Source organism: Isoptericola luteus (genome assembly GCF_020297055.1).
Classification (GTDB): Bacteria; Actinomycetota; Actinomycetes; order Actinomycetales; family Cellulomonadaceae; genus Isoptericola; species Isoptericola luteus.
Genome location: NZ_JAIXCQ010000003.1, coordinates 126,691 through 144,879 on the forward strand (window position 1 = coordinate 126,691; position 18,189 = coordinate 144,879).

Below are 18,189 nucleotides of genomic sequence, written 5' to 3' on the forward strand. Positions count from 1 at the left end.
CGCCCGCCGGGCCCCCCCCCCCCCGGGGCCCCCCCCCCCCCCCCCCCCCCCCCCCCCGGGGGGGGGCCCCCCCCCCCCCCCGCCCCCCCCCGCCCGTCGTCGTCCGTACCGGGCCCCCGCTGTCGGCAATGCTGCCGGCGCCCGTACCCGCGCCCCCCGGTCGCACTGAGACCGCCGTCACTATGGACACCTTGCTTCTCGCCATGTGAGACGACATGACGTGGGAAATACCCGGGCTCGACGATCCGGGGGAAACCGTGACCTGACAACGATTCTTCCGGGGTGGAGCGCACCCCGTCGAGGCCGGTCGGTCATGAGAGAGGTGTTGCTCGGCCTCGAGAACGCCTATGGTCGATGGCGGTATGGACACGACGGACACCGCAACGACCGACCACCCGACCGACAGCACGACGCTCGAGCTGACCGTCCGGCCACCGACGACGGCGGACGGGGGCGCCATGTGGCGCCTCGCCCGCGACTCGGGGACCCTGGACCTCAACACCTCCTACGCCTACCTCCTGCTCGCGACGCACTTCGCCGACACGTGCAGGGTGGCGTTCGCCGGCGACGACGCGGTCGGCTTCGTGGCCGCCTACCGGCTCCCGCAGGATCCGAGCGCCCTCTTCGTGTGGCAGGTCGCCGTCGACGAGCGGCTCCGCGGCCGGCGTGTCGCAGCGCGGCTGCTCGACGCGGCCGTCGACGAGACCGACGGCATCACCCGGCTCGAGACCACCGTGACCACGGACAACGCCGCCTCGCGGCGTCTGTTCAGCCGCTGGGCGCAGCGGCGCGGCGCCGCGCTCACCGAGCGCGAGGGCTTCACCGCCGCGCACTTCCCGGACGGGCACGACGCCGAGCCCCTGCTCGTCATCGAGCCGCTGGTGCCGCTCGCCGGCGCCGATCCCGGGCACTGACCCACCTTCCTTCCTGACGGCGCCCGTCCTGGGCGCCCTCACGACTCGGGCTGCGCCGGTTCGGCGCGCAGGTGACGACGCAGCCCACCCCTCTCCCATCACCGCACCGGCGCGCACCACCCCATAGGAGGGTCCTTCGTGACCACCCCGACCGTCCCGATGACCGAGGCCGACGCCGCTGACGACCCGACCGGTTTCACAGCGCTCGAGTCCGAGGTCCGCAGCTACTCCCGAGCCTGGCCCGTGGTGTTCGACCGTGCCCAGGGCTCCACCGTGTACGCGGAGGACGGCACCGCGTACCTCGACTTCTTCGCCGGCGCGGGGTCCCTCAACTACGGGCACAACGAGCCGCGGCTCAAGCAGGTGCTGGTCGACTACCTCATGGACGACCGCATGGTGCACACCCTGGACATGCTGACGACGGCGCGCCGGGAGTTCCTCGAGACGTTCCGCGACCACGTGCTCGCCCCGCGGGGCCTGGACCACAAGGTCGTCTTCCCCGGCCCGGGCGGTGCCAACGCCGTCGAGGCCGCGCTCAAGCTGGCGCGCAAGGTGACGGGCCGCGAGTCCGTCATCAACTTCACCAACGCGTTCCACGGCATGACCCTGGGCGCGCTGTCCGTCACCGGCAACTCCATGAAGCGCGGCGGCGCCGGCATCCCGCTGGTGCACGCCACCCCCATGCCGTACGACGACTACTTCGACGGCGACGTCCCCGACTTCGTCTACCTCGAGCGGCTGCTCGAGGACGGGGGCAGCGGTCTCAACGAGCCGGCCGCCGTCATCGTGGAGACGGTGCAGGGCGAGGGCGGCATCAACGCGGCGCGCGCCGAGTGGCTCCGCGGCCTCGCGGACCTGTGCAAGCGCCACGGCATCCTGCTCATCCTCGACGACATCCAGATGGGCTGCGGCCGCACGGGCGGGTTCTTCTCGTTCGAGGAGGCCGGCATCGTCCCGGACATCATCTGCCTGTCGAAGTCGATCTCCGGCTACGGCCTGCCGATGGCCCTGACCCTGGTGCGCCCCGACCTCGACATCTGGGAGCCGGGCGAGCACAACGGCACGTTCCGCGGGTTCGCCCCGGCGTTCGCCACCGCGTCGGAGGCACTGCGCCTGTTCTGGTCGGACGACACGCTCGAGAAGGAGACCCTGCGCAAGGGTGCCTTCATCGAGGCGCACTTCAACTCGCTCGTCGCGCGCTACGGCGACGACCAGATGGTCGCGAAGGGCCGAGGCCTGGCGCGCGGGCTGCAGCTGTCCGACGGCGAGCTCGCCGACCGCGTGACCACCGAGGCGTTCGAGCGCGGGCTGCTGCTGGAGACGTCCGGCCCGCGGGGCGAGGTGGTCAAGCTCCTGCCGCCGCTGACGATCACCGACGACGAGCTGCAGCGCGGGCTGAAGATCCTCAGCGAGTCCGTCGGCGCCGTCCTGACCCCCCTCGCCCCCTACACGAAGGAGGACGCATGATCGTCCGCAACCTCGACGAGATCACCGACACCGACGCCGACGTCAAGAGCGAGAACTGGCGCTCCAAGCGCATCGTCCTCGCCAAGGAGGGCGTCGGGTTCTCGGTGCACGAGACGACCCTCTACGCGGGCACGGAGAGCTTCTTCTGGTACGCGAACCACATCGAGGCGGTGTTCATCACCTCGGGCGAGGGCGAGATCGAGGACCTCGCCACCGGTGAGGTGCACCAGCTGCGGCCCGGGTCGCTGTACCTGCTGAACGACCACGACAAGCACAAGGTGCGCCCGCGCACCGAGATCACGTGCGTCTGCGTCTTCAACCCGCCGGTCACCGGCCGCGAGGTCCACGACGAGAACGGCGTCTACCCGCTCGTCACCGAGCCGGAGACCGCCACCGTCTGACGGCGCCCCGCGCCCCTCGAGACGTGGTGAGCGGACGGCATGCCCTGTGACCGGTCGGTCACAGGACATGCCGTCCGCTCACCACGTTGTCAGGGCGGCCAGGCGGCGACGCAGCAGGCGGCGGTCGCCCTCGCGGTCGACCACGTCGAGCGCGGCCCGCAGAGCGGCGGCGGCCTGGTCGGGCCGGCCCGCCCGGGCGAGCAGCTCCGCCCGGACGGCGGGCAGCAGGTGGTAGCCCACGAGCGCCGGCTCCTCGGCGAGGTCGTCGATCGCGGCGAGCCCGGCCGCAGGCCCGTGGACCTCGGCGAGGGCGACGGCGCGGTTGAGCGCCACCACGGGCGACGGCGTCATCGCCAGCAGCACGTCGTAGAGCGCGAGCACCTCGGCCCAGTCCGTCGCGGCGGCCGTGGGCGCCCGGCAGTGCAGGGCCGCGATCGCCGCCTGCACCTGGTACGGCCCGGGCCGCCCGACGGCGAGGGCCGTGTCCAGCTCGCGCAGCCCGTCGGCGATCTCGTCGTCCCGCCAGAGCGACCGGTCCTGCTCGGCGAGCGTGCTCGTCGTGCCGTCGGGGCCGCTGCGGGCGTCGCGACGGGCGTGCTGCAGGAGCAGCAGCGCGAGCAGCCCGCGCACCTCCGGCTCGTCGGGCAGCAACCGCGTCGCGAGCCGCACCAGTCGTACCGCGTCGTCGGCCAGGGCTCGGCGCTCGACTCCCCCGGCGACGTCGTGGGCGGGCTCCGCCCAGGCGTCGTAACCCTCGGTGAACAGCAGGTACAGGACGACCAGGACGTCGGCGGTGCGCTCGCCCCGCAGTGCCGGCGGCGGCACGCGGAACGTGATGCCGGTGGCACGGATGCGCCGCTTGGCCCGCACCAGGCGCTGCGCCATCGTGGCCTCCGGGACGAGGAACGCCCGCGCCACCTGGGCCGTGGTCATGCCGGTGAGCGAGCGGAGCGTCAGGGCGACCCGCCCCTCGAGCGGCAGCGCAGGGTGGCAGCAGGTGTACAGCAGCCGCAGCAGGTCACCGTCGGGGTCGCTCGGGCCGTCGTCAGGGGCGGCATCCTGGAGCGGGGCCTGGAGCGGGGCCGCGAGCCGGGCCGCCGTCGCGGTCTTCTCGCTCTCCGTCCGGCGGCGGCGCAGCACGTCGATCGCGTGCCGGCGCGCCGTCGTCGTGAGCCACGCGCCCGGAGCGTCGGGGACGCCGTCGCGCACCCACGTGCGCAGCGCGGTCGCGAACGCCTCCTGCGCCGACTCCTCGGCCAGGTCCAGGTCGCCGGTGCTGCGCGCCACCGCACCGAGGACGCGCCCCCACTCGCTGCGGAACGCGTCCTCGGCGGCGGCGGCCGCCGCCGTCACTCCGCCCCGGCCTCCTCGGTCGGCCAGAACGGGTGCACCTCGACGGTCCCGCCGCCCCACGAACCGGGGTGCTCCGCGGCGATCGCGAGCGCCGCGGCGAGGTCGGGGGCCTCGACGACGTCGAACCCGCCGATCACCTCCTTCGCCTCGGCGAACGGCCCGTCGGTCACCACGGTCCGCCCGCCCGACACCCGCACCTGGCGGACGTCCGCGGCGGGCCGCAGCCGCTCCCCCAGCACGCGCGAGCCGTCGGCGTCGTGCCGGCGCACCCAGTCCTCGATGTCCGCGTCGGGCCCACGGTCGGGCGTGTCGGGCTCCCGCACCAGGAAGAGGTACCGCATCACGCGCCGCCCTTCCCCGCGCCGGCGGGTTCGCCGCCGGCCGTGACATCGCCGCCGGCCGCATCAGCGACCTCGAGGGGCCAGAACGGCCGGAGCTCGATCGCGCCCGCGTAGGCCATCGGGTGCTCGGACGCGATGGCGATCGCGGTGTCCAGGTCCGGCGCGTCCAACACGTCGAACCCGCCGATGGCCTCCTTGGTCTCGGAGTACGGGCCGTCGGTGACGACGACGCGCCCGCCCCGCACCCGCACGCCGACGGCGTCCTCCGGGGGGCGCAGGCGGTCGCCCAGCACGGCGGCGCCGCTGCCGTAGTGACGGTCCACCCAGTCCTCGATGCGGGGCACGCCGTCCGTGCCCTCGCTGCCCACCTCGGCGTCGTCCGGCGTGCTCAGCACCAGCATCAGGTAGCGCATCAGTCCTCCTGGGTCCCGGTCGTCGTGGGCCGGCGGAGCACCATCGGCCCGTAGAACGCCACGTCGGCGGCCTCGATGCCGTCGCCGACGACGCGCCCGTCACGGTAGCCGCCGCGCCAGCCCGGCCGCACGATGCGGTCGGCATCCAGGATCGCTTCCAGAAAGCTCATCGCGCACCCCTTCCCTCCTGCACGGCCCGTGCGGCCGTGTCATCAGGACGACGAACGGGGAGCGACCGGATCGACACCTCGCCGCTCACGAAGACAAAGAGCTCAGGCGACGTCGAAGCCGGCGCCTCGCAGCTTGTCGACGACCGCGGTGCAGTGCTCCAGCCCCTTGGTCTCGAGCTGGACGTTCACGAGCACCTGCGACACCGTCAGGGACGTGTCCGTCCGGGTGTGCTCCACCTGCACGATGTTGGCTCCCGTGCCGGCGATGGTGTCGAGCAGGACGGCGAGGGAGCCCGGCCTGTCGTCGATACGCACGTGCAGCTGCAGGTACCGGCCGGCGGCCACCAGGCCGTGCTGCACCACCCGCACGAGCAGGAGCGGGTCGATGTTGCCGCCGGTGAGGACCGGGACGACGGTGCCCGGCAGCGACCCCGGCTCGGCGGCCACCACGGCCGCGACCCCCGCCGCCCCCGACGGCTCGACGATCTGCTTGCCCCGCTCCGCGACGAGCAGCAGCGCGCGGGACATCTGCTCCTCGGAGACGGTGCGGACCTCCACGCCGAGGCGCACCAGCACCTCGAACGGCACGTCGCCCGGGGTCCCGATGGCGATGCCGTCCGCCATGGTCGTGCCGAGGGACGCGGACAGCGGGCGGCCGGCCGCGAGCGACGCCGGGTACGCCGCGGCGGACTCGGCCTGGACGCCGATGACCCGCACGTGCGGCGCGGCCTCGGCGAGCACGGTGGCGATGCCCGCCACCAGGCCACCGCCGCCGAGCGGCACGACGACCGTGCCGACGTCGGGCACCTGCTCCAGGATCTCGAGCGCGACCGTGCCCTGCCCGGTGACGACGTCCAGGTGGTCGAACGGGTGGATGAGGGTGCGTCCGGAGCGGGCGGCCTCGGCCCGGGCCGCGACCAGCGCCTCGTCGACGCTGGTGCCCACCTGGCGCACCTCGGCGCCGTAACCGCGCGTGGCGACGAGCTTGGGCACCGACGCGTCGGTCGGCATGTACACGATGGCGTGGATGCCGAGCATCTGCGCCGCGAGCGCCACGCCCTGGGCGTGGTTGCCGGCGCTGGCGGCGACCACGCCGCGTGCCTTCTCCTCGTCCGACATGCGGCTCAGTCGCGTGTACGCGCCGCGGATCTTGAACGACCCGGCGCGCTGGAGGTTCTCGCACTTGAGGACGACGGGCGCCCCGGCGATCTCGGACGCGGCGCGGAACGGCTCGATCGGCGTCCTGGTGATGACGCCGTCCAGCAGCCGGGCCGCGGCCCGCACGTCGTCGAGGGTGACTCGGTCGATCGGGGGGTGGTCCACTACTACCTGTTCTCTCCTGGGTTGCCCGCGTCAGGGGCGGGCGCGGCAGCGGCGCCGTCCCGAGGGCCCGCCGTGTCGCCCGGCGCGTCGCCGCGCGACGTCGACCGCCCTGACCAGAGCAGGGTACCGGGCAGCTGGGGTCTTCTCCGGAGCAGCGGCAGATGGTCCTCGGTGCCGAGCTCGGGGAACTTGTCGTGGCCGTGCAGGTAGAGCAGCACGGTGTTGAGCACGGCAGCGACCGGCACGGCGAACAGCGCCCCGACGATCCCCGCGGCCAGCGAGCCCGCCGCCACCACGAGCACCACGGCCACGGGGTGCAGCGACACGGCGTGACCCATGAGGAACGGCTGCAGGATGTGGCTCTCCGCCTGCTGCACCAGCAGCACGATGCCGAGCATGATCAGGGCGGCGACCCAGCCGTTGGCCACGAGCACGACGGCGGTGGCGATCGCGCCGGTGACGATCGCGCCGATGATCGGCACGAACGACCCGATGAAGACGAGGACGCCGATCGGCAGCGCGAGCGCCGGGACGAAGAACGCAGAGCCGACCCCGATGCCGACGGCGTCGACGAAGGCCACGAGGATCTGCGTGCGCACGTAGGCGGACAGCGTGACCAGGCCGCGACGGCCCGCCTGGTGCACGGGCTCGCGGGCCCCCACGGGCAGCAGGTTGACCAGCCAGGTCCAGATGCTGCGGCCGTCGAGCAGGAAGAAGATCGTGCAGAACAGCGCGATGAGCGCCCCCACGAGGACGTGCCCCACGGTCGTGGCGGCGCCCAGGGCGCCGGAGACCAGGCCGGAGCCCGCCACGGCGGAGTCCTGCAGCTGCTGCCCATACTCGGAGATCTGCTTGGAGTCCAGGCTCAGCGGGCCTTCGGCGAGCCAGGTGGTGAACTGCTCGAAACCGGCGACCGCCTGGTCGGCAAGGTCCTGGAAGCCCCCCACGATCGACCGGCCGGCGAGCGTGATCAGGGCGCCGACCAGCACGATGAGGCCCACGACCGCGATGGCCGTGGCGAGGCCCCGCCGCACGTGCCAGCGCTCCAGCGTCCGGCGCGCCGGCGCGAGCAGGACGGTGAGCAGCAGCGCGATGGCCACCGGCACGACGATCGTCTTGAGGACCGCCAGCAGCCACAGCACCCCGGCGACGGCCGCGGCGATGAGCAGCAGCCGCCAGGACCACCCGGCCGCGGCACGGACGCTTCGCGGCACGGTCTCTTCGCCCGAGGACGTCGTTGGTGCGTTCACGTGCCACACCTTAAGCGGCAAGGTCAGGGCGACGCCCGTCAGGTGCGGCGCGGCGGGTGCGGGGTCTCGCCCCGCTCGAGCATGGCGACGTACTTGGCGATGTTGCGGGTGCGTGTCTCCGGCTTCTTCGCCGTCGCCAGGCGGTACAGGATCGCGTACCGGTTCTGGGACGACAGCGCGGCGAACGCCTCCTGCGCCACCGGGTTCTCCCCGAGCGCCTCCGCCAGCTCCGGCGGCACCTCGATGGTCGCCGGCCCCTGGTACGCCGCCTCCCAGCGCCCGTCCTCCTGCGCGCGGGCGACCTCCGCCAGGCCGCGAGGCCGCATCCGGCCCTCCTCGGTGAGCCGGCCGACGATCTCCACGTTGCGTGCCGACCACCGGCTGCGCGACCGGCGCGGGCAGAACCGCTGGAGCATCGTGTCGGCGCCGAGGCCGCGACCCTGCGCGTCGATCCAGCCGCTGCACAGCGCCTCCGCGAGCGCGGTGGCGTGCGTGAGCGTCGTCGGTGCCGGGCGCCCCTTCTTGGCGAGCACCAGCCACACCCCGTCGGGGCAGGTGTCCTCGTGCTGGTCGAGCCACGCGCGCCACGCCGCGGCGTCCGGCAGGACCAGCTGGTCCGGGAGGTCTGTCACGTGCGTCACGCTAGCGGACGGCGACCTCGTCGGGCTCGCGGTTCCGGCAGGCACGCACCGCTCGGAACATCCGGGCCGACGACGCCGTTGCGACTGTCGGGCCCGGAGTGCGCTTCCGGCCCCTGGACGACCTATGGAGGTAACGCGATGAGCTCGATCTTCGACCAGCTGCTCGGCCGTTCCGGCAGGACCACGATGATCGCGCCCGAGGACGCTCTGCCCGGCCGCGCGTCGCCGGTGCTGCCCGCCCCGCGCCCGCACACGGTGCTGGGCACGTCGATCACCGGCCCGTGGCCCGTCGGCACGCGCGTGCTCTACCTGGCGATGGGGTGCTTCTGGGGCGCCGAGGAGATCTACTGGCAGGTCCCCGGCGTCGTGACCACCGCCGTCGGGTACATGGGCGGCGCGACGCCGAACCCGACGTACGAGGAGGTGTGCAGCGCGCGCACCGGACACGCGGAGACCACGCTCGTGGCGTACGACCCCACGCAGGTCACCGAGGCAGAGCTGCTCAAGCTCTTCTGGGAGCGGCACGACCCGACGCAGGGCTACCGGCAGGGCAACGACGTCGGCACCCAGTACCGGTCCGCCGTCTACTGGACCACGCCCGAGCAGGAGCAGGCGGTGCGCGAGACCGCGGAGACCTACGCCGAGGTGCTCGCCGCGAAGGGCTACGACCCCATCACCACCGAGCTGCGTCCGGCCGCCGAGGCGGGGCCGTTCTACTACGCCGAGGACGCCCACCAGGAGTACCTCGACAAGAACCCGCACGGCTACCGGTGCCACGCCACCACGGGCGTCCCGTTCCCCGACGCCGCCTGAGCCGCGGGCTCAGGGGCGCATGCCGAACGCCCGGCGTGTGACGCGCCAGCGTCGCACGCCGAGGTCGTACACCACCAGCAGGACGGCGGAGGACGCGAGCACGACGACCGCCAGCTCGACGGCGATCGGGGCCCGCCACGGGACGACGAGCGCGGCCACGCCCACCACGACCGGCTGGTGCAGCACGTACAGCGGGAGGACGGCAGCGAGCAGGTAGGCGTACGCGCGCCCGCTCGTGCCGGGCCGGTACCCCGCCGCGTCCTCCGCCGCTCCCTGGGCCCCTCCCTCCGCCGCGGAGATCCGCGCGGCCGAGCGGCGCAGGGCGCGGCGGTCCAGGCCGCCGAGGATCGCGACGACGAACAGCCAGCCCGCGGCGCCGAACAGCGCACGGAAGGCCACGGACGCCCCGGCGTCGCCGGTGAACGGGTCGGAGCCTGCGGCGTCGGCCGTGAGGAACGCCGCCAGCCCGCCGCCGTACACGACCGCGCCCGCGGCGCCCGCGAGCGCGGCGTCCCGGCGCAGCACCGCCCGGAGCCGCTCGTCGCCGCCCAGCACGACGCCCCCGGCGAAGAACGCGAGGTAGGTCCAGCGGGGCCAGCCGGCGTACTCCTGCTCCAGGCCCCCGACCGCGCACACGAGCGCCAGCACCAGGGCCGGGAGCAGGACGGCGCCGCGCGTCCGCACGGCCCGCACCACGCCGTCGTGCCCGCCCGGGGCCGCCAGCCGCGGAACCACGGCGACCGCGAGCGCCAGCAGCGACGACCACGCGAGCAGCAGCACCACGAACCACAGGTGCCCCGACTCGAAGTGCTCGCCCTGCACGACGAACGGCGCCTCGGCGAGCTCGACCCGGACGTCGAAGAACCGCGGGTAGAACTCCGGGTAGGACAGGTCGGAGGCGGACCGCGTGCGCTCACGCACCCACACCGGGAACGGCAGCAGCAGCACGGTCGCGACGAGCAGCGGTACCCCGAGCCTCAACAGGCGCTCCCGCACGAACCCCGCCGTCGTCCGGTGGGCCAGCGAGCGTCGCGCCGCCCAGCCCGAGACCGTGAACAGCGCGGGCATCGCCCACACCACCACCAGGCCCGCGAGCACGGTCGTGACGTCGGTCGTGGTCTCGTTCTTGACGTAGAAGTCCGGGTCGCTCGCGTCGAACACCAGGGCGGAGTGGAACAGCACGAGCCCCAGCACGACGACCGCCCGCAGCGCGTCGAGCTCCGGTCGCCGCGCGGGTGCCCGGACGGACCCGTCGGCGGCCGCGCCGGGGACCACGCCGTCCGGTGGCTGCACGACAGCCATCGTCCTGCACCGCTCGTCGTGCGAGCAAGAGCCGCCACCGGCCCGGTGTGGCGAGGACCACACGACGCGACGTTGTCGGGTGCCGGTGCGACGATCGACGCGTGCTCCTCTCCGAGGTCGTCACCACGCACGCCGCCGTCGCCGCGACGCGCTCGCGGCTGCGCAAGCGCGAGCTGCTCGCCGGTGCGCTCCGGTCGGCCGACCCGGGCGACGAGGTCGAGGTGGTCGCGGCGTTCCTGTCCGGGCGCCCGCGGCAGCGGCGCACCGGGCTCGGATGGCGGACGCTGGCCCGGCTCCCCGCCCCGGCCCTCGAGCCGTCGCTGAGCCCGCTCGACGTCGACGAGGCGCTGTCGCGGTTCGCCGCGTTCGCGGGCGCGGGCTCGCAGACGGCGCGGTTGGCCGCCGTCGCCGAGCTGTTCGCGCTGGCCACCGCCGACGAGCAGGACTTCGTACGTCGGCTCGTCCTGGGCGAGCTGCGCCAGGGCGCGCTCGACTCGCTCCTGCTCGACGCGATCGCCGCGGCGGCCGAGGTGCCCCTCGCACGGGTACGGCGGGCGGCGATGTTCAGCGCCTACTCCGGGCCCATCGCCCGGGCCGCGCTGGCGGGGGGCGCGGACGCGCTCGCCGCGTTCCGGCTCGAGCCGGGGCGCCCGGTCCGGCCCATGCTGGCGTCGTCCGCGCCGGACGTCGCGGCCGCGCTCGAGCGGTTCGGCGGCGCACAGGTCGCCGCCGACACCAAGCTCGACGGCATCCGGGTGCAGGTGCACCGCACCGGGGACGACGTCGCCGTCTTCACCCGCTCGCTGGACGACATCACCGAACGCCTGCCCGAGGTGGTCGCGCTCGCCCGGTCGCTCGACGTGCGCGCGGTCGTGCTCGACGGCGAGGCGCTGCTGCTCGACGACGCCGGCCGCCCCCGGCCGTTCCAGGACACGGCGGCACGCACCGGCACCCACGAGACGGACGGCGTCACGACCATGCCGCTCACCGTCCGGTTCTTCGACGTGCTGCACCACGACGGCACCGACCTGATCGACGCCCCCACCTCCGAGCGGCTGGCGGTGCTGGACGACGTCGTGCCGCCCGACGCGATCGTGCCGCGGCTGTTCTCCGCCGACCTCGACGACCTCGCGGAGTACTTCACGGCGACCGTCGCCGCCGGCCAGGAAGGCCTGGTGATCAAGGCCCTCGACGCGCCGTACGAGGCCGGGCGCCGCGGCACCGCGTGGGTGAAGGTCAAGCCGCGGCACACCCTGGACCTCGTCGTGCTCGCCGTCGAGTGGGGCTCCGGGCGCCGGCAGGGGTGGCTGTCGAACATCTGGCTGGGTGCGCGCGACCCCGCGTCGGGAGACTTCGTGATGCTCGGCAAGACGTTCAAGGGCATGACCGACGAGATGCTCACCTGGCAGACCGAGCGGTTCCTGGGGCTGGAGACGCACCGCGAGGGGCACGTCGTGCACGTGCGGCCCGAGCAGGTGGTCGAGATCGCCTTCGACGGCGTCCAGCGCTCCACCCGCTATCCCGGCGGGATGGCGCTGCGGTTCGCCCGCGTGCTGCGCTACCGCGACGACAAGCCCGCCGCCGAGGCGGACACGCTCGACACCGTGCGAGCGCTGGGCTCCTGAGCGAGCCCGGAGCCACGTGGTGGATCCCCACAAGCAACGTCGGCGCCGGTGGTGGGGGCCGCACCAAGACCGTCCTCACCGACAACGAACGGGGTCGAAGCCAGGAGGTTCTCCACTCGTGACCTGGGGCGTCACGGTCGCTAGCGTCGAGGGGTCGGCGCCCGCCGGCGGCCACAGTCCCCACCGAGAGGCAGCCCGTGACCACGATCGCCCAGCACCCCGCCCTGCTCGCCGACCGGGTGCTCCCCCGGTCGCTCGCCACCGACGCCGGCCTCGTGCTGGGCGGAGCGGCGATCACCGCCCTCCTCGCCCAGGTCTACGTGCCCCTGCCGCTGGTCCCGATCACCGGTCAGACGATGGCCGTGCTGCTCGTGGGAGCCACGCTCGGCGCCACCCGCGGCGCGATGTCGATGAGCGTGTACGCGCTGCTCGGCCTGGTCGGGTTCCCGGTCTTCTCCGAAGGATCCAGCGGCATGGCCGTGGTGCTCGGGCCCACGGGGGGCTACATCGTCGGGTTCGTCCTCGCCGCCGCCCTCGTGGGTCGGCTCGCCGAGCTCCGCTGGGAGCGCACCTTCGCCAAGGCGCTCCTGACGTTCGTCGCCGGCACCGGCGTCACCTTCCTCGTCGGCCTGCCGTGGCTCGCCGCGGTGGCCGGGCTCGACCTGCAGGCCACGCTGGCGGCGGGTCTCTTCCCGTTCGTCCTGCCCGGCCTGGTCAAGGCGGCCATCGTCGCCGGGCTCATGCCCCTGGCGTGGAAGGGCGCCGAGGCGATCACCGCGCGCCGGGACCGCTGAGCCGCCGCTGATCCCCACGCCGCCCGACGGCGCGCGGCCGGGCAGCGTGGGGACCGGCCAGCGTGGAGACCGGCCAGCAGCCGCCGGCTAGCGACGGCCGCGGGGCGGCTTGCCGCCGGACCGCATGCCCGGCTTGCCACCGGACCGCCCGCTCGGCGGACGCCCGCGGCCCGCACCTCGCGCCTGCGGCCTGCCGCCGGGCTGTCCTGCCCGCGGCTCGCGGACCTTCTTCGGCACCGCCGCGGCCGCCGCGGCCGCCTCCTCGGCCCGCGCCCGACCCGCCCGGCCGCGCGAGCTGTTCGCCGTGCGGCCCCGCACGATGCCGACCAGCTCCTCGACCAGCTCCGAGGTCTCGTCGTCCAACCCGTCCACGAGCCAGCCCAGACCCACCGGAGCGGTGGGGCCGCCGTCGAGCACGCGGAACGTCACGTCCTTGCGGTGGTGCAGCCGCGCCAGCGACATCGGTACCACGGTGACGCCGACCCCGGTGGCGACCAGCGCGATCGCGTCCGCCGTGGTGGCCGGCCGCTCGGGCTGCGTCACCCCACCCGCGCCGTCGTCGTATCCCTCCGGGGCCCGGCCGGGCACGGGGCCGCCGCCGGCGAACAGGACGTCGTCGAGAGGCAACCACACGACGTCGTCCGCCAGGTCCGCGGGCGCGACCGTCTCGTCCTCGCCCGCGGCGGCCAGCAGGTGGTCGCGCGAGACCACCACGACCGGCAGCTCGTCGTACAGCGGGATGGCGTGCAGCACATCCGGGTCCACGGGCAGCCGCAGGATCGCCGCGTCCGCGCGTCGCTCGGCGAGCTCGGCCGCGACGTCGTCGGCGGGCACCTGCACGAGGTCCAGGTAGACGTCCGGCAGCCGGTCCCGCCAGGTCCGCGCCCATTTTCCGGGGGTGGCGCCCGGCACGTACGCCAGCCGGAACACGCGCCGTCCGTCGTCGCGTGCGGCGTCGGCCGCCCCCTCACCGGTGGCGTCGTCGTCGGCGGGGAGGTCGGCACCCGTGGGGTCGTCGGTCACGGGATCAGGCTACGGCGCTGCGGGACGGACGCTCCCGACTACCCTGTACCCATGGCCGGAACCCCCTTCTCTCAGCAGGTCCTCAAGCCGACGAACGCGGCGAAGAAGCTCGGGGTGTACCTGCCCGCGACACCCTCCGAGTTCCAGGAGCACGGGATCACCCGCGCCCAGCTCGAAGAGCTCGAGACCGACCCGCCGCAGTGGCTCGCGGACCTGCGCCGCAACGGCCCGCACCCGCGTCCCGTCGTCGCCGGGCGGCTCGGCATCTCCATCGCCGGGCTCGCGCGCGGCGGCATCACCGACCCGCTGACCACCGAGCAGATCGACGAGCTGCGCCAGGACCCGCCCGCGTGGCTGGTCACCGAGCGCGAGGTCGCGGCGAAGGTGCGCGAGGAGGAGGACCGCCTGACCACCCGGGCGGCCGAGCAGGCGCAGCGCGAGGCGCGCAAGGCGCGCTGACCCCCGCTGACCGCCGCTGACCGCGTGGTCCGGCGGCGACTGCGCGCCGCGCAGGGTCGCGTCGGGGAGACTGGTGCCGTGCACCCTCACCCCGACCCGTCCGCCACGCCGCCCGCCACGCCGCCCGCCACGCCGTCCTCGGCCGACCGGCTCGCCGCCGTCCTGGACGCGATGGCCCCCTGGCCGGAGGACGGCTCGCGGCCCGACGGCCCCGTCGCCGTCGACGCGACCGACCGGCTGCTGCTCGACGAGGCGGCCCCCCTGCTCGCGACGGCCGGGCCCGGCGACGTCGTGGTCCTCGGTGACCGGTTCGGCGCGCTCACGCTCGGGGCCGTGACCCTCGGCGCCCCGGACGTGCGGTCGTGCGTCGACACCGTCACCGCCGAGGCCGCCGTCGAGCACCACCTGGCCGACGCCGACCTGCTCGACGTCGCGCGCGGCGGGCGCGAGACCGCCGAGGTCACGCTGCACGACACCCTCGACGAGGAGCTGCTCGCCGGTGCGCGCGTCGTCCTGCTGCAGCTGCCGCCGTCGCTCGCGGAGCTCACCGAGATCGCGGAGCACGTGGCCCGGTACGCCGCCGACGACGTCACCGTCCTCGCGGGCGGGCGCGTCAAGCACATGACGCGCACGATGAACGAGGTGCTGGCGGCGTCGTTCACGGACGTGCACGCCACGCTGGCCCGCCAGAAGTCGCGCGCGCTCGTCGCGACGGGCGTCCGGCCGGGTGCTCGCGACGCCGCACCGACCTATCCCGCGACCGCGCGGCTGACCGACGCCGAGCTGGTCGACGCGTCCGGGGCACCGTACGTCGACGTGGTCGCACACGGCGGGGTGTTCGCGGGCACCGGGCTGGACCTGGGCACGCGGTTCCTGCTGACGACGGCCGACCGGTGGCCGGCGCCCGACCGCGTGCACGACGCCGTCGACCTGGGCAGCGGCTCCGGACTGCTCGCCGCCGTGCTGGCGCTGCGCTACCCCGAGGCCAGGGTCATCGGCGTCGACAGGTCGGCGGCCGCGACGGCCTCGACGCGTGCGACCGCTCGGGCGAACGCCGTCGGCGACCGCGTGCAGGTGCTGCGCGACGACGCCGGCACCGCCCTGCCCCGCGCGGGCGCGGACCTGATCCTGCTCAACCCGCCGTTCCACGACCGTGCCGCCGTGCGCACCGACGCCGCCCATAGGATGTTCCGCGCGGCGGGCAAGGCGCTGCGCCCGGGCGGCGAGCTGTGGTGCGTCTTCAACACGGCGCTGCACTACCGGCAGGCGCTGCAGCGCGACGTCGGGCCCACCGTCCACATCGTCCAGAACCCGAAGTTCACGGTCACCCGGTCCCGCCGCCGCTGACCCCCTGAGCGACGCACAGGTGGCCGGCGCCGGTCTGCGGCCTCACGAGGCGGCAGAGCGGTGCCGACCACCTGTGCGGCGATCGGAGGCGGTGCGGGTCAGCGCACGTCGACCACGTCGACGACGAAGACGAGCGTCGCACCGCCCGGGATGCCGGCCTGCGGAACGCCGCGCTGGCCGTAGCCGTGCTCGGCCGGGATGGACAGCAGCACGCGGTCGCCCACGTTGCGGCCCACGAGACCCTTGTCCCAGCCGCCGATGACGGCGCCGACGCCGATCGGGAAGTCGATGGTGGCGCCGCGGTCGTACGAGTTGTCGAAGACGCCGCCGCCCCAGGTCTGGCCGAGGTAGTTCACGACGATGGTGCGGCCGGCGTCGACCACCGGGCCCGTGCCCTCCTCAAGCACCTGCACCTGCAGGCCGGCGGGCGCGTCGGGGGTGGGGAACGTGATCTCAGGCTTGTCGCCAAAGCTGCCGGTGGCGGTGGGGAGCGTGGTCACGGAGGTACCTCATCTTCGTCCGGGGGCCGCCGGTTCCCCGGCGGCGGTGCGCCGTCAAGCCTACGCGGACACGTCGGCGAGCACGTCGGCGAGCACGCCAGGCGCCACGTCAGGCAGCGACGCGCACCGACGTCCGCGCGGCGTCCCGCAGGGCGGCGAGCGCCGTCCGGACGGGCGGCGTGTCGGCGACGGCGTCCTGCACCAGCGCGTAGATGGACCGCACGGGGACCGGGCGCTCCACCGGGACCGCCACCGTGCCGGGTGCCGGGTGCGCCGCCCCGAGCGCGGGCAGCACGGTGATGCCGATGCCCGCCGCGACGAAGGCGACGGCCGTCGGATAGTCGTGCGCCTCGACCGCGAACGACGGCGCGAAACCCGCCGACCGGCACGCCTCGAGCAGGTTGCGGCGGCACCAGCCCCGCGCGAAGTCGTTGTCGATCCACCGCTCGCCCACCAGCTCGACGAGCTCGATCTCGGACCGGCCGGCCAGCGGGTGCGTCCGCGGCAGGACGGCGACGTACGGGTCGTCGAGCAGGTGGTGCGCCGTGGTGCCCGCCGCCGCCACGAAGCCGGACGAGGCCACGCTGAGCTGCAGGTCGGCTCGCCGCGCGGGGTCGCTCGGGATCTCCTCCGTGAGCTCGAGGTCGAGCCGCACGCCGGGATACCCCGCCGTCAGCGCGCTCACCACGGACGGCAGCCAGGCCGCGCCGACGGACGCGAAGTACGCGATGGACAGGCTGCCCGAACGCCCGGAACGCAGGTCCGCGACGAACGTCTCCACCTCCCCCAGCCGTGCCAGCAGGCCGTCCGCCTGGGCGGCGAGCGCCGTGCCCGCCGCCGTCGGGCGCACGCCCCGTCCGTGCCGGGCCAGCAGCTGGAGCCCGGTCTCGCGCTGCAGGGCCGTCACGTGCTGGCTCACCGCCGACGGCGTGTAGCCGAGGTTGGCGGCCGCGGCGGCCACCGAGCCGCTGGCGACGACCGACCGGAAGATGCGGAGCCTGTGGACGTCGATCATGGGTCACGACGTTACAGCGCGACTGAACGATGCAGTAGATATATGAACTGGTGCTCACGCATGCGGTGGATGGAGGATCGTCGTCATGACAACCATGCCCACGCCCACGCAGCAGGGGACGGCGAGCCCTCGCACCTCCGGCAACGCGCTCACCGTCATCGCGATGGCGGTCACGGTCGTCCTGTGGGCGTCGGCGTTCGTCGGCATCCGGGCGGTGGGGCACGACCTGGACGCCGGGGCCCTCACCCTGGGCCGGGTCGCCGTCGGCACGCTCGCGCTCACCGTGATGCTCGGGGTCGTGCACCTGCGCCGCGGCACCCCGGTGCGCCTCCCGCGGGGCCGCGTGCTGGCGCTCGTCGTCGTGTGGGGCGTGGCGTGGTTCGGCGGGTACAACCTGGCGCTCAACGCCGCCGAGCAGCACCTCGACGCCGGCACCACCGCCCTGCTCGTCAACCTGGCGCCGATGCTGGTCGCCGTCCTCGCCGGGTTCCTGCTCGGCGAGGGCTTCCCCCGCCGGCTCCTCGTCGGGATGGCCGTGGCGTTCGCGGGCGTCGTCGTCATCGCCGTCGCGACGTCGGCCGGCCGCTTCGACGCGGTCGGCGTCCTCCTCGGCATCGCCGCTGCCGTGCTCTACGCGGGGGCCGCCACGCTGCAGAAGCGCCTGCTGCCCCGCCTCGACGCGCTCACCATGACCTGGCTGGGCTGCCTGGCCGGCACGGTCGCGTCGCTGCCGTTCCTCCCGGGGCTGGTCAGCCAGCTCTCGGTCGCCCCGACGTCGTCCGTGCTGGGCGTGGTCTACCTCGGCATCTTCCCGACGGCGATCGCCTTCAGCACGTGGGGCTACGTGCTGACGCGCGCCAGCGCCGGCCGCACCGCGGCGTCGACCTACGCCGTGCCCCCGCTGGTGGTGCTGATGTCGTGGGTGCTCCTCGACGAGGTCCCCACGCCGATCGTCCTCGGGGGCGGCGTGCTGGCCCTCACCGGCGTCGCCATCGCCACCCTGCGCCGCCGTTAGCCCCCGGGCCGGCGAGCTGTCAG

The 18,189-nt window shown here is 74.5% G+C and carries 20 protein-coding genes; 9 read left to right on the top strand and 11 right to left on the bottom strand.

What is annotated here, in order from left to right:
• Positions 1-362: 362 nt before the first annotated feature.
• From ectA to LEP48_RS05560, 3 genes are all read left to right on the top strand, one after another.
• Positions 363-914, top strand: coding sequence for a diaminobutyrate acetyltransferase (gene ectA / locus LEP48_RS05550; RefSeq protein WP_225564584.1), 552 nt, complete (start codon positions 363-365; stop codon positions 912-914).
• A gap of 159 nt (positions 915-1,073) precedes the next feature.
• On the top strand, positions 1,074-2,381 hold the full coding sequence (ectB, locus tag LEP48_RS05555) for a diaminobutyrate--2-oxoglutarate transaminase (protein WP_225564844.1): 1,308 nt from the start codon (positions 1,074-1,076) through the stop codon (positions 2,379-2,381).
• Positions 2,378-2,782: an ectoine synthase gene (locus LEP48_RS05560; protein WP_225564585.1), complete on the top strand. Its 405-nt coding sequence runs from the start codon at positions 2,378-2,380 to the stop codon at positions 2,780-2,782. The genes ectB and LEP48_RS05560 overlap by 4 nt, the downstream gene beginning before the upstream one ends.
• 78 nt (positions 2,783-2,860) lie before the next feature.
• Here the strand turns inward: LEP48_RS05560 and LEP48_RS05565 are convergent, their stop codons facing one another.
• The 7 genes from LEP48_RS05565 to LEP48_RS05595 all read right to left on the bottom strand — a co-directional run bounded on the left by LEP48_RS05565 (position 2,861) and on the right by LEP48_RS05595 (position 8,264).
• Positions 2,861-4,135: an RNA polymerase sigma factor gene (locus LEP48_RS05565; RefSeq protein WP_225564586.1), complete on the bottom strand. Its 1,275-nt coding sequence runs from the start codon at positions 4,133-4,135 to the stop codon at positions 2,861-2,863.
• The gene (locus LEP48_RS05570; protein WP_225564845.1) at positions 4,132-4,476 is read right to left on the bottom strand and encodes a YciI family protein; all 345 of its coding nucleotides are present in this window, start codon (positions 4,474-4,476) and stop codon (positions 4,132-4,134) included. The genes LEP48_RS05565 and LEP48_RS05570 overlap by 4 nt, the downstream gene beginning before the upstream one ends.
• Positions 4,476-4,889 carry a YciI family protein gene (locus LEP48_RS05575; protein ID WP_225564587.1) on the bottom strand — a complete coding sequence of 138 codons (414 nt, stop codon included), beginning with the start codon at positions 4,887-4,889 and terminating at the stop codon, positions 4,476-4,478. Before LEP48_RS05575 ends, LEP48_RS05570 begins: the two co-directional genes overlap by 1 nt.
• On the bottom strand, positions 4,889-5,059 hold the full coding sequence (locus LEP48_RS05580; protein WP_225564588.1) for a hypothetical protein: 171 nt from the start codon (positions 5,057-5,059) through the stop codon (positions 4,889-4,891). The genes LEP48_RS05575 and LEP48_RS05580 overlap by 1 nt, the downstream gene beginning before the upstream one ends.
• Before the next feature lie 102 nt (positions 5,060-5,161).
• Positions 5,162-6,382, bottom strand: coding sequence for a threonine ammonia-lyase (gene ilvA, locus LEP48_RS05585; RefSeq protein WP_225564589.1), 1,221 nt, complete (start codon positions 6,380-6,382; stop codon positions 5,162-5,164).
• Between the two features lie 2 nt (positions 6,383-6,384).
• On the bottom strand, positions 6,385-7,632 hold the full coding sequence (locus tag LEP48_RS05590) for an AI-2E family transporter (RefSeq protein ID WP_225564590.1): 1,248 nt from the start codon (positions 7,630-7,632) through the stop codon (positions 6,385-6,387).
• 38 nt (positions 7,633-7,670) lie between these two features.
• Entirely contained in the window at positions 7,671-8,264 is a 594-nt protein-coding gene (locus LEP48_RS05595; protein ID WP_225564591.1) for a YdeI/OmpD-associated family protein, read from the bottom strand.
• 147 nt (positions 8,265-8,411) lie between these two features.
• On the opposite strand from LEP48_RS05595, the gene msrA reads away from it, so the two are divergent.
• Positions 8,412-9,086 (top strand): peptide-methionine (S)-S-oxide reductase MsrA, encoded by a 675-nt coding sequence (msrA, locus tag LEP48_RS05600; protein ID WP_225564592.1) that lies wholly within the window; start codon positions 8,412-8,414, stop codon positions 9,084-9,086.
• A 9-nt stretch (positions 9,087-9,095) separates the two neighbouring features.
• On the opposite strand, the gene LEP48_RS05605 is transcribed toward msrA, so the two are convergent.
• The gene (locus LEP48_RS05605) at positions 9,096-10,379 is read right to left on the bottom strand and encodes an acyltransferase family protein (protein WP_225564593.1); all 1,284 of its coding nucleotides are present in this window, start codon (positions 10,377-10,379) and stop codon (positions 9,096-9,098) included.
• 110 nt (positions 10,380-10,489) lie between these two features.
• On the opposite strand from LEP48_RS05605, the gene LEP48_RS05610 reads away from it, so the two are divergent.
• Both LEP48_RS05610 and LEP48_RS05615 read left to right on the top strand, forming a co-directional pair.
• Complete coding sequence (locus tag LEP48_RS05610) at positions 10,490-12,013, top strand: ATP-dependent DNA ligase (protein WP_225564594.1); 1,524 nt, start codon at positions 10,490-10,492, stop codon at positions 12,011-12,013.
• A gap of 197 nt (positions 12,014-12,210) precedes the next feature.
• Positions 12,211-12,807 (top strand): biotin transporter BioY, encoded by a 597-nt coding sequence (locus LEP48_RS05615; RefSeq protein WP_225564595.1) that lies wholly within the window; start codon positions 12,211-12,213, stop codon positions 12,805-12,807.
• A gap of 87 nt (positions 12,808-12,894) precedes the next feature.
• On the opposite strand, the gene LEP48_RS05620 is transcribed toward LEP48_RS05615, so the two are convergent.
• On the bottom strand, positions 12,895-13,830 hold the full coding sequence (locus LEP48_RS05620; RefSeq protein WP_225564596.1) for a LysR substrate-binding domain-containing protein: 936 nt from the start codon (positions 13,828-13,830) through the stop codon (positions 12,895-12,897).
• 51 nt (positions 13,831-13,881) lie between these two features.
• On the opposite strand from LEP48_RS05620, the gene LEP48_RS05625 reads away from it, so the two are divergent.
• Together LEP48_RS05625 and LEP48_RS05630 are read left to right on the top strand one after the other, a co-directional pair.
• Positions 13,882-14,289 (top strand): DUF5997 family protein, encoded by a 408-nt coding sequence (locus LEP48_RS05625; protein WP_225564597.1) that lies wholly within the window; start codon positions 13,882-13,884, stop codon positions 14,287-14,289.
• 78 nt (positions 14,290-14,367) lie between these two features.
• A complete protein-coding gene (locus LEP48_RS05630) occupies positions 14,368-15,636 on the top strand; it encodes a class I SAM-dependent methyltransferase (protein WP_225564598.1) in 1,269 nt (422 codons plus the stop codon).
• A 98-nt stretch (positions 15,637-15,734) separates the two neighbouring features.
• Here LEP48_RS05630 and LEP48_RS05635 read toward each other — a convergent pair whose 3' ends face one another.
• Positions 15,735-16,136, bottom strand: coding sequence for an FKBP-type peptidyl-prolyl cis-trans isomerase (locus LEP48_RS05635; RefSeq protein WP_225564599.1), 402 nt, complete (start codon positions 16,134-16,136; stop codon positions 15,735-15,737).
• Between the two features lie 109 nt (positions 16,137-16,245).
• A complete protein-coding gene (locus LEP48_RS05640; protein WP_225564600.1) occupies positions 16,246-17,151 on the bottom strand; it encodes a LysR family transcriptional regulator in 906 nt (301 codons plus the stop codon).
• 85 nt (positions 17,152-17,236) lie between these two features.
• Between LEP48_RS05640 and LEP48_RS05645 the strand changes: the two genes are divergently transcribed.
• Complete coding sequence (locus LEP48_RS05645; protein ID WP_225564601.1) at positions 17,237-18,166, top strand: DMT family transporter; 930 nt, start codon at positions 17,237-17,239, stop codon at positions 18,164-18,166.
• Positions 18,167-18,189 lie beyond the last annotated feature (23 nt).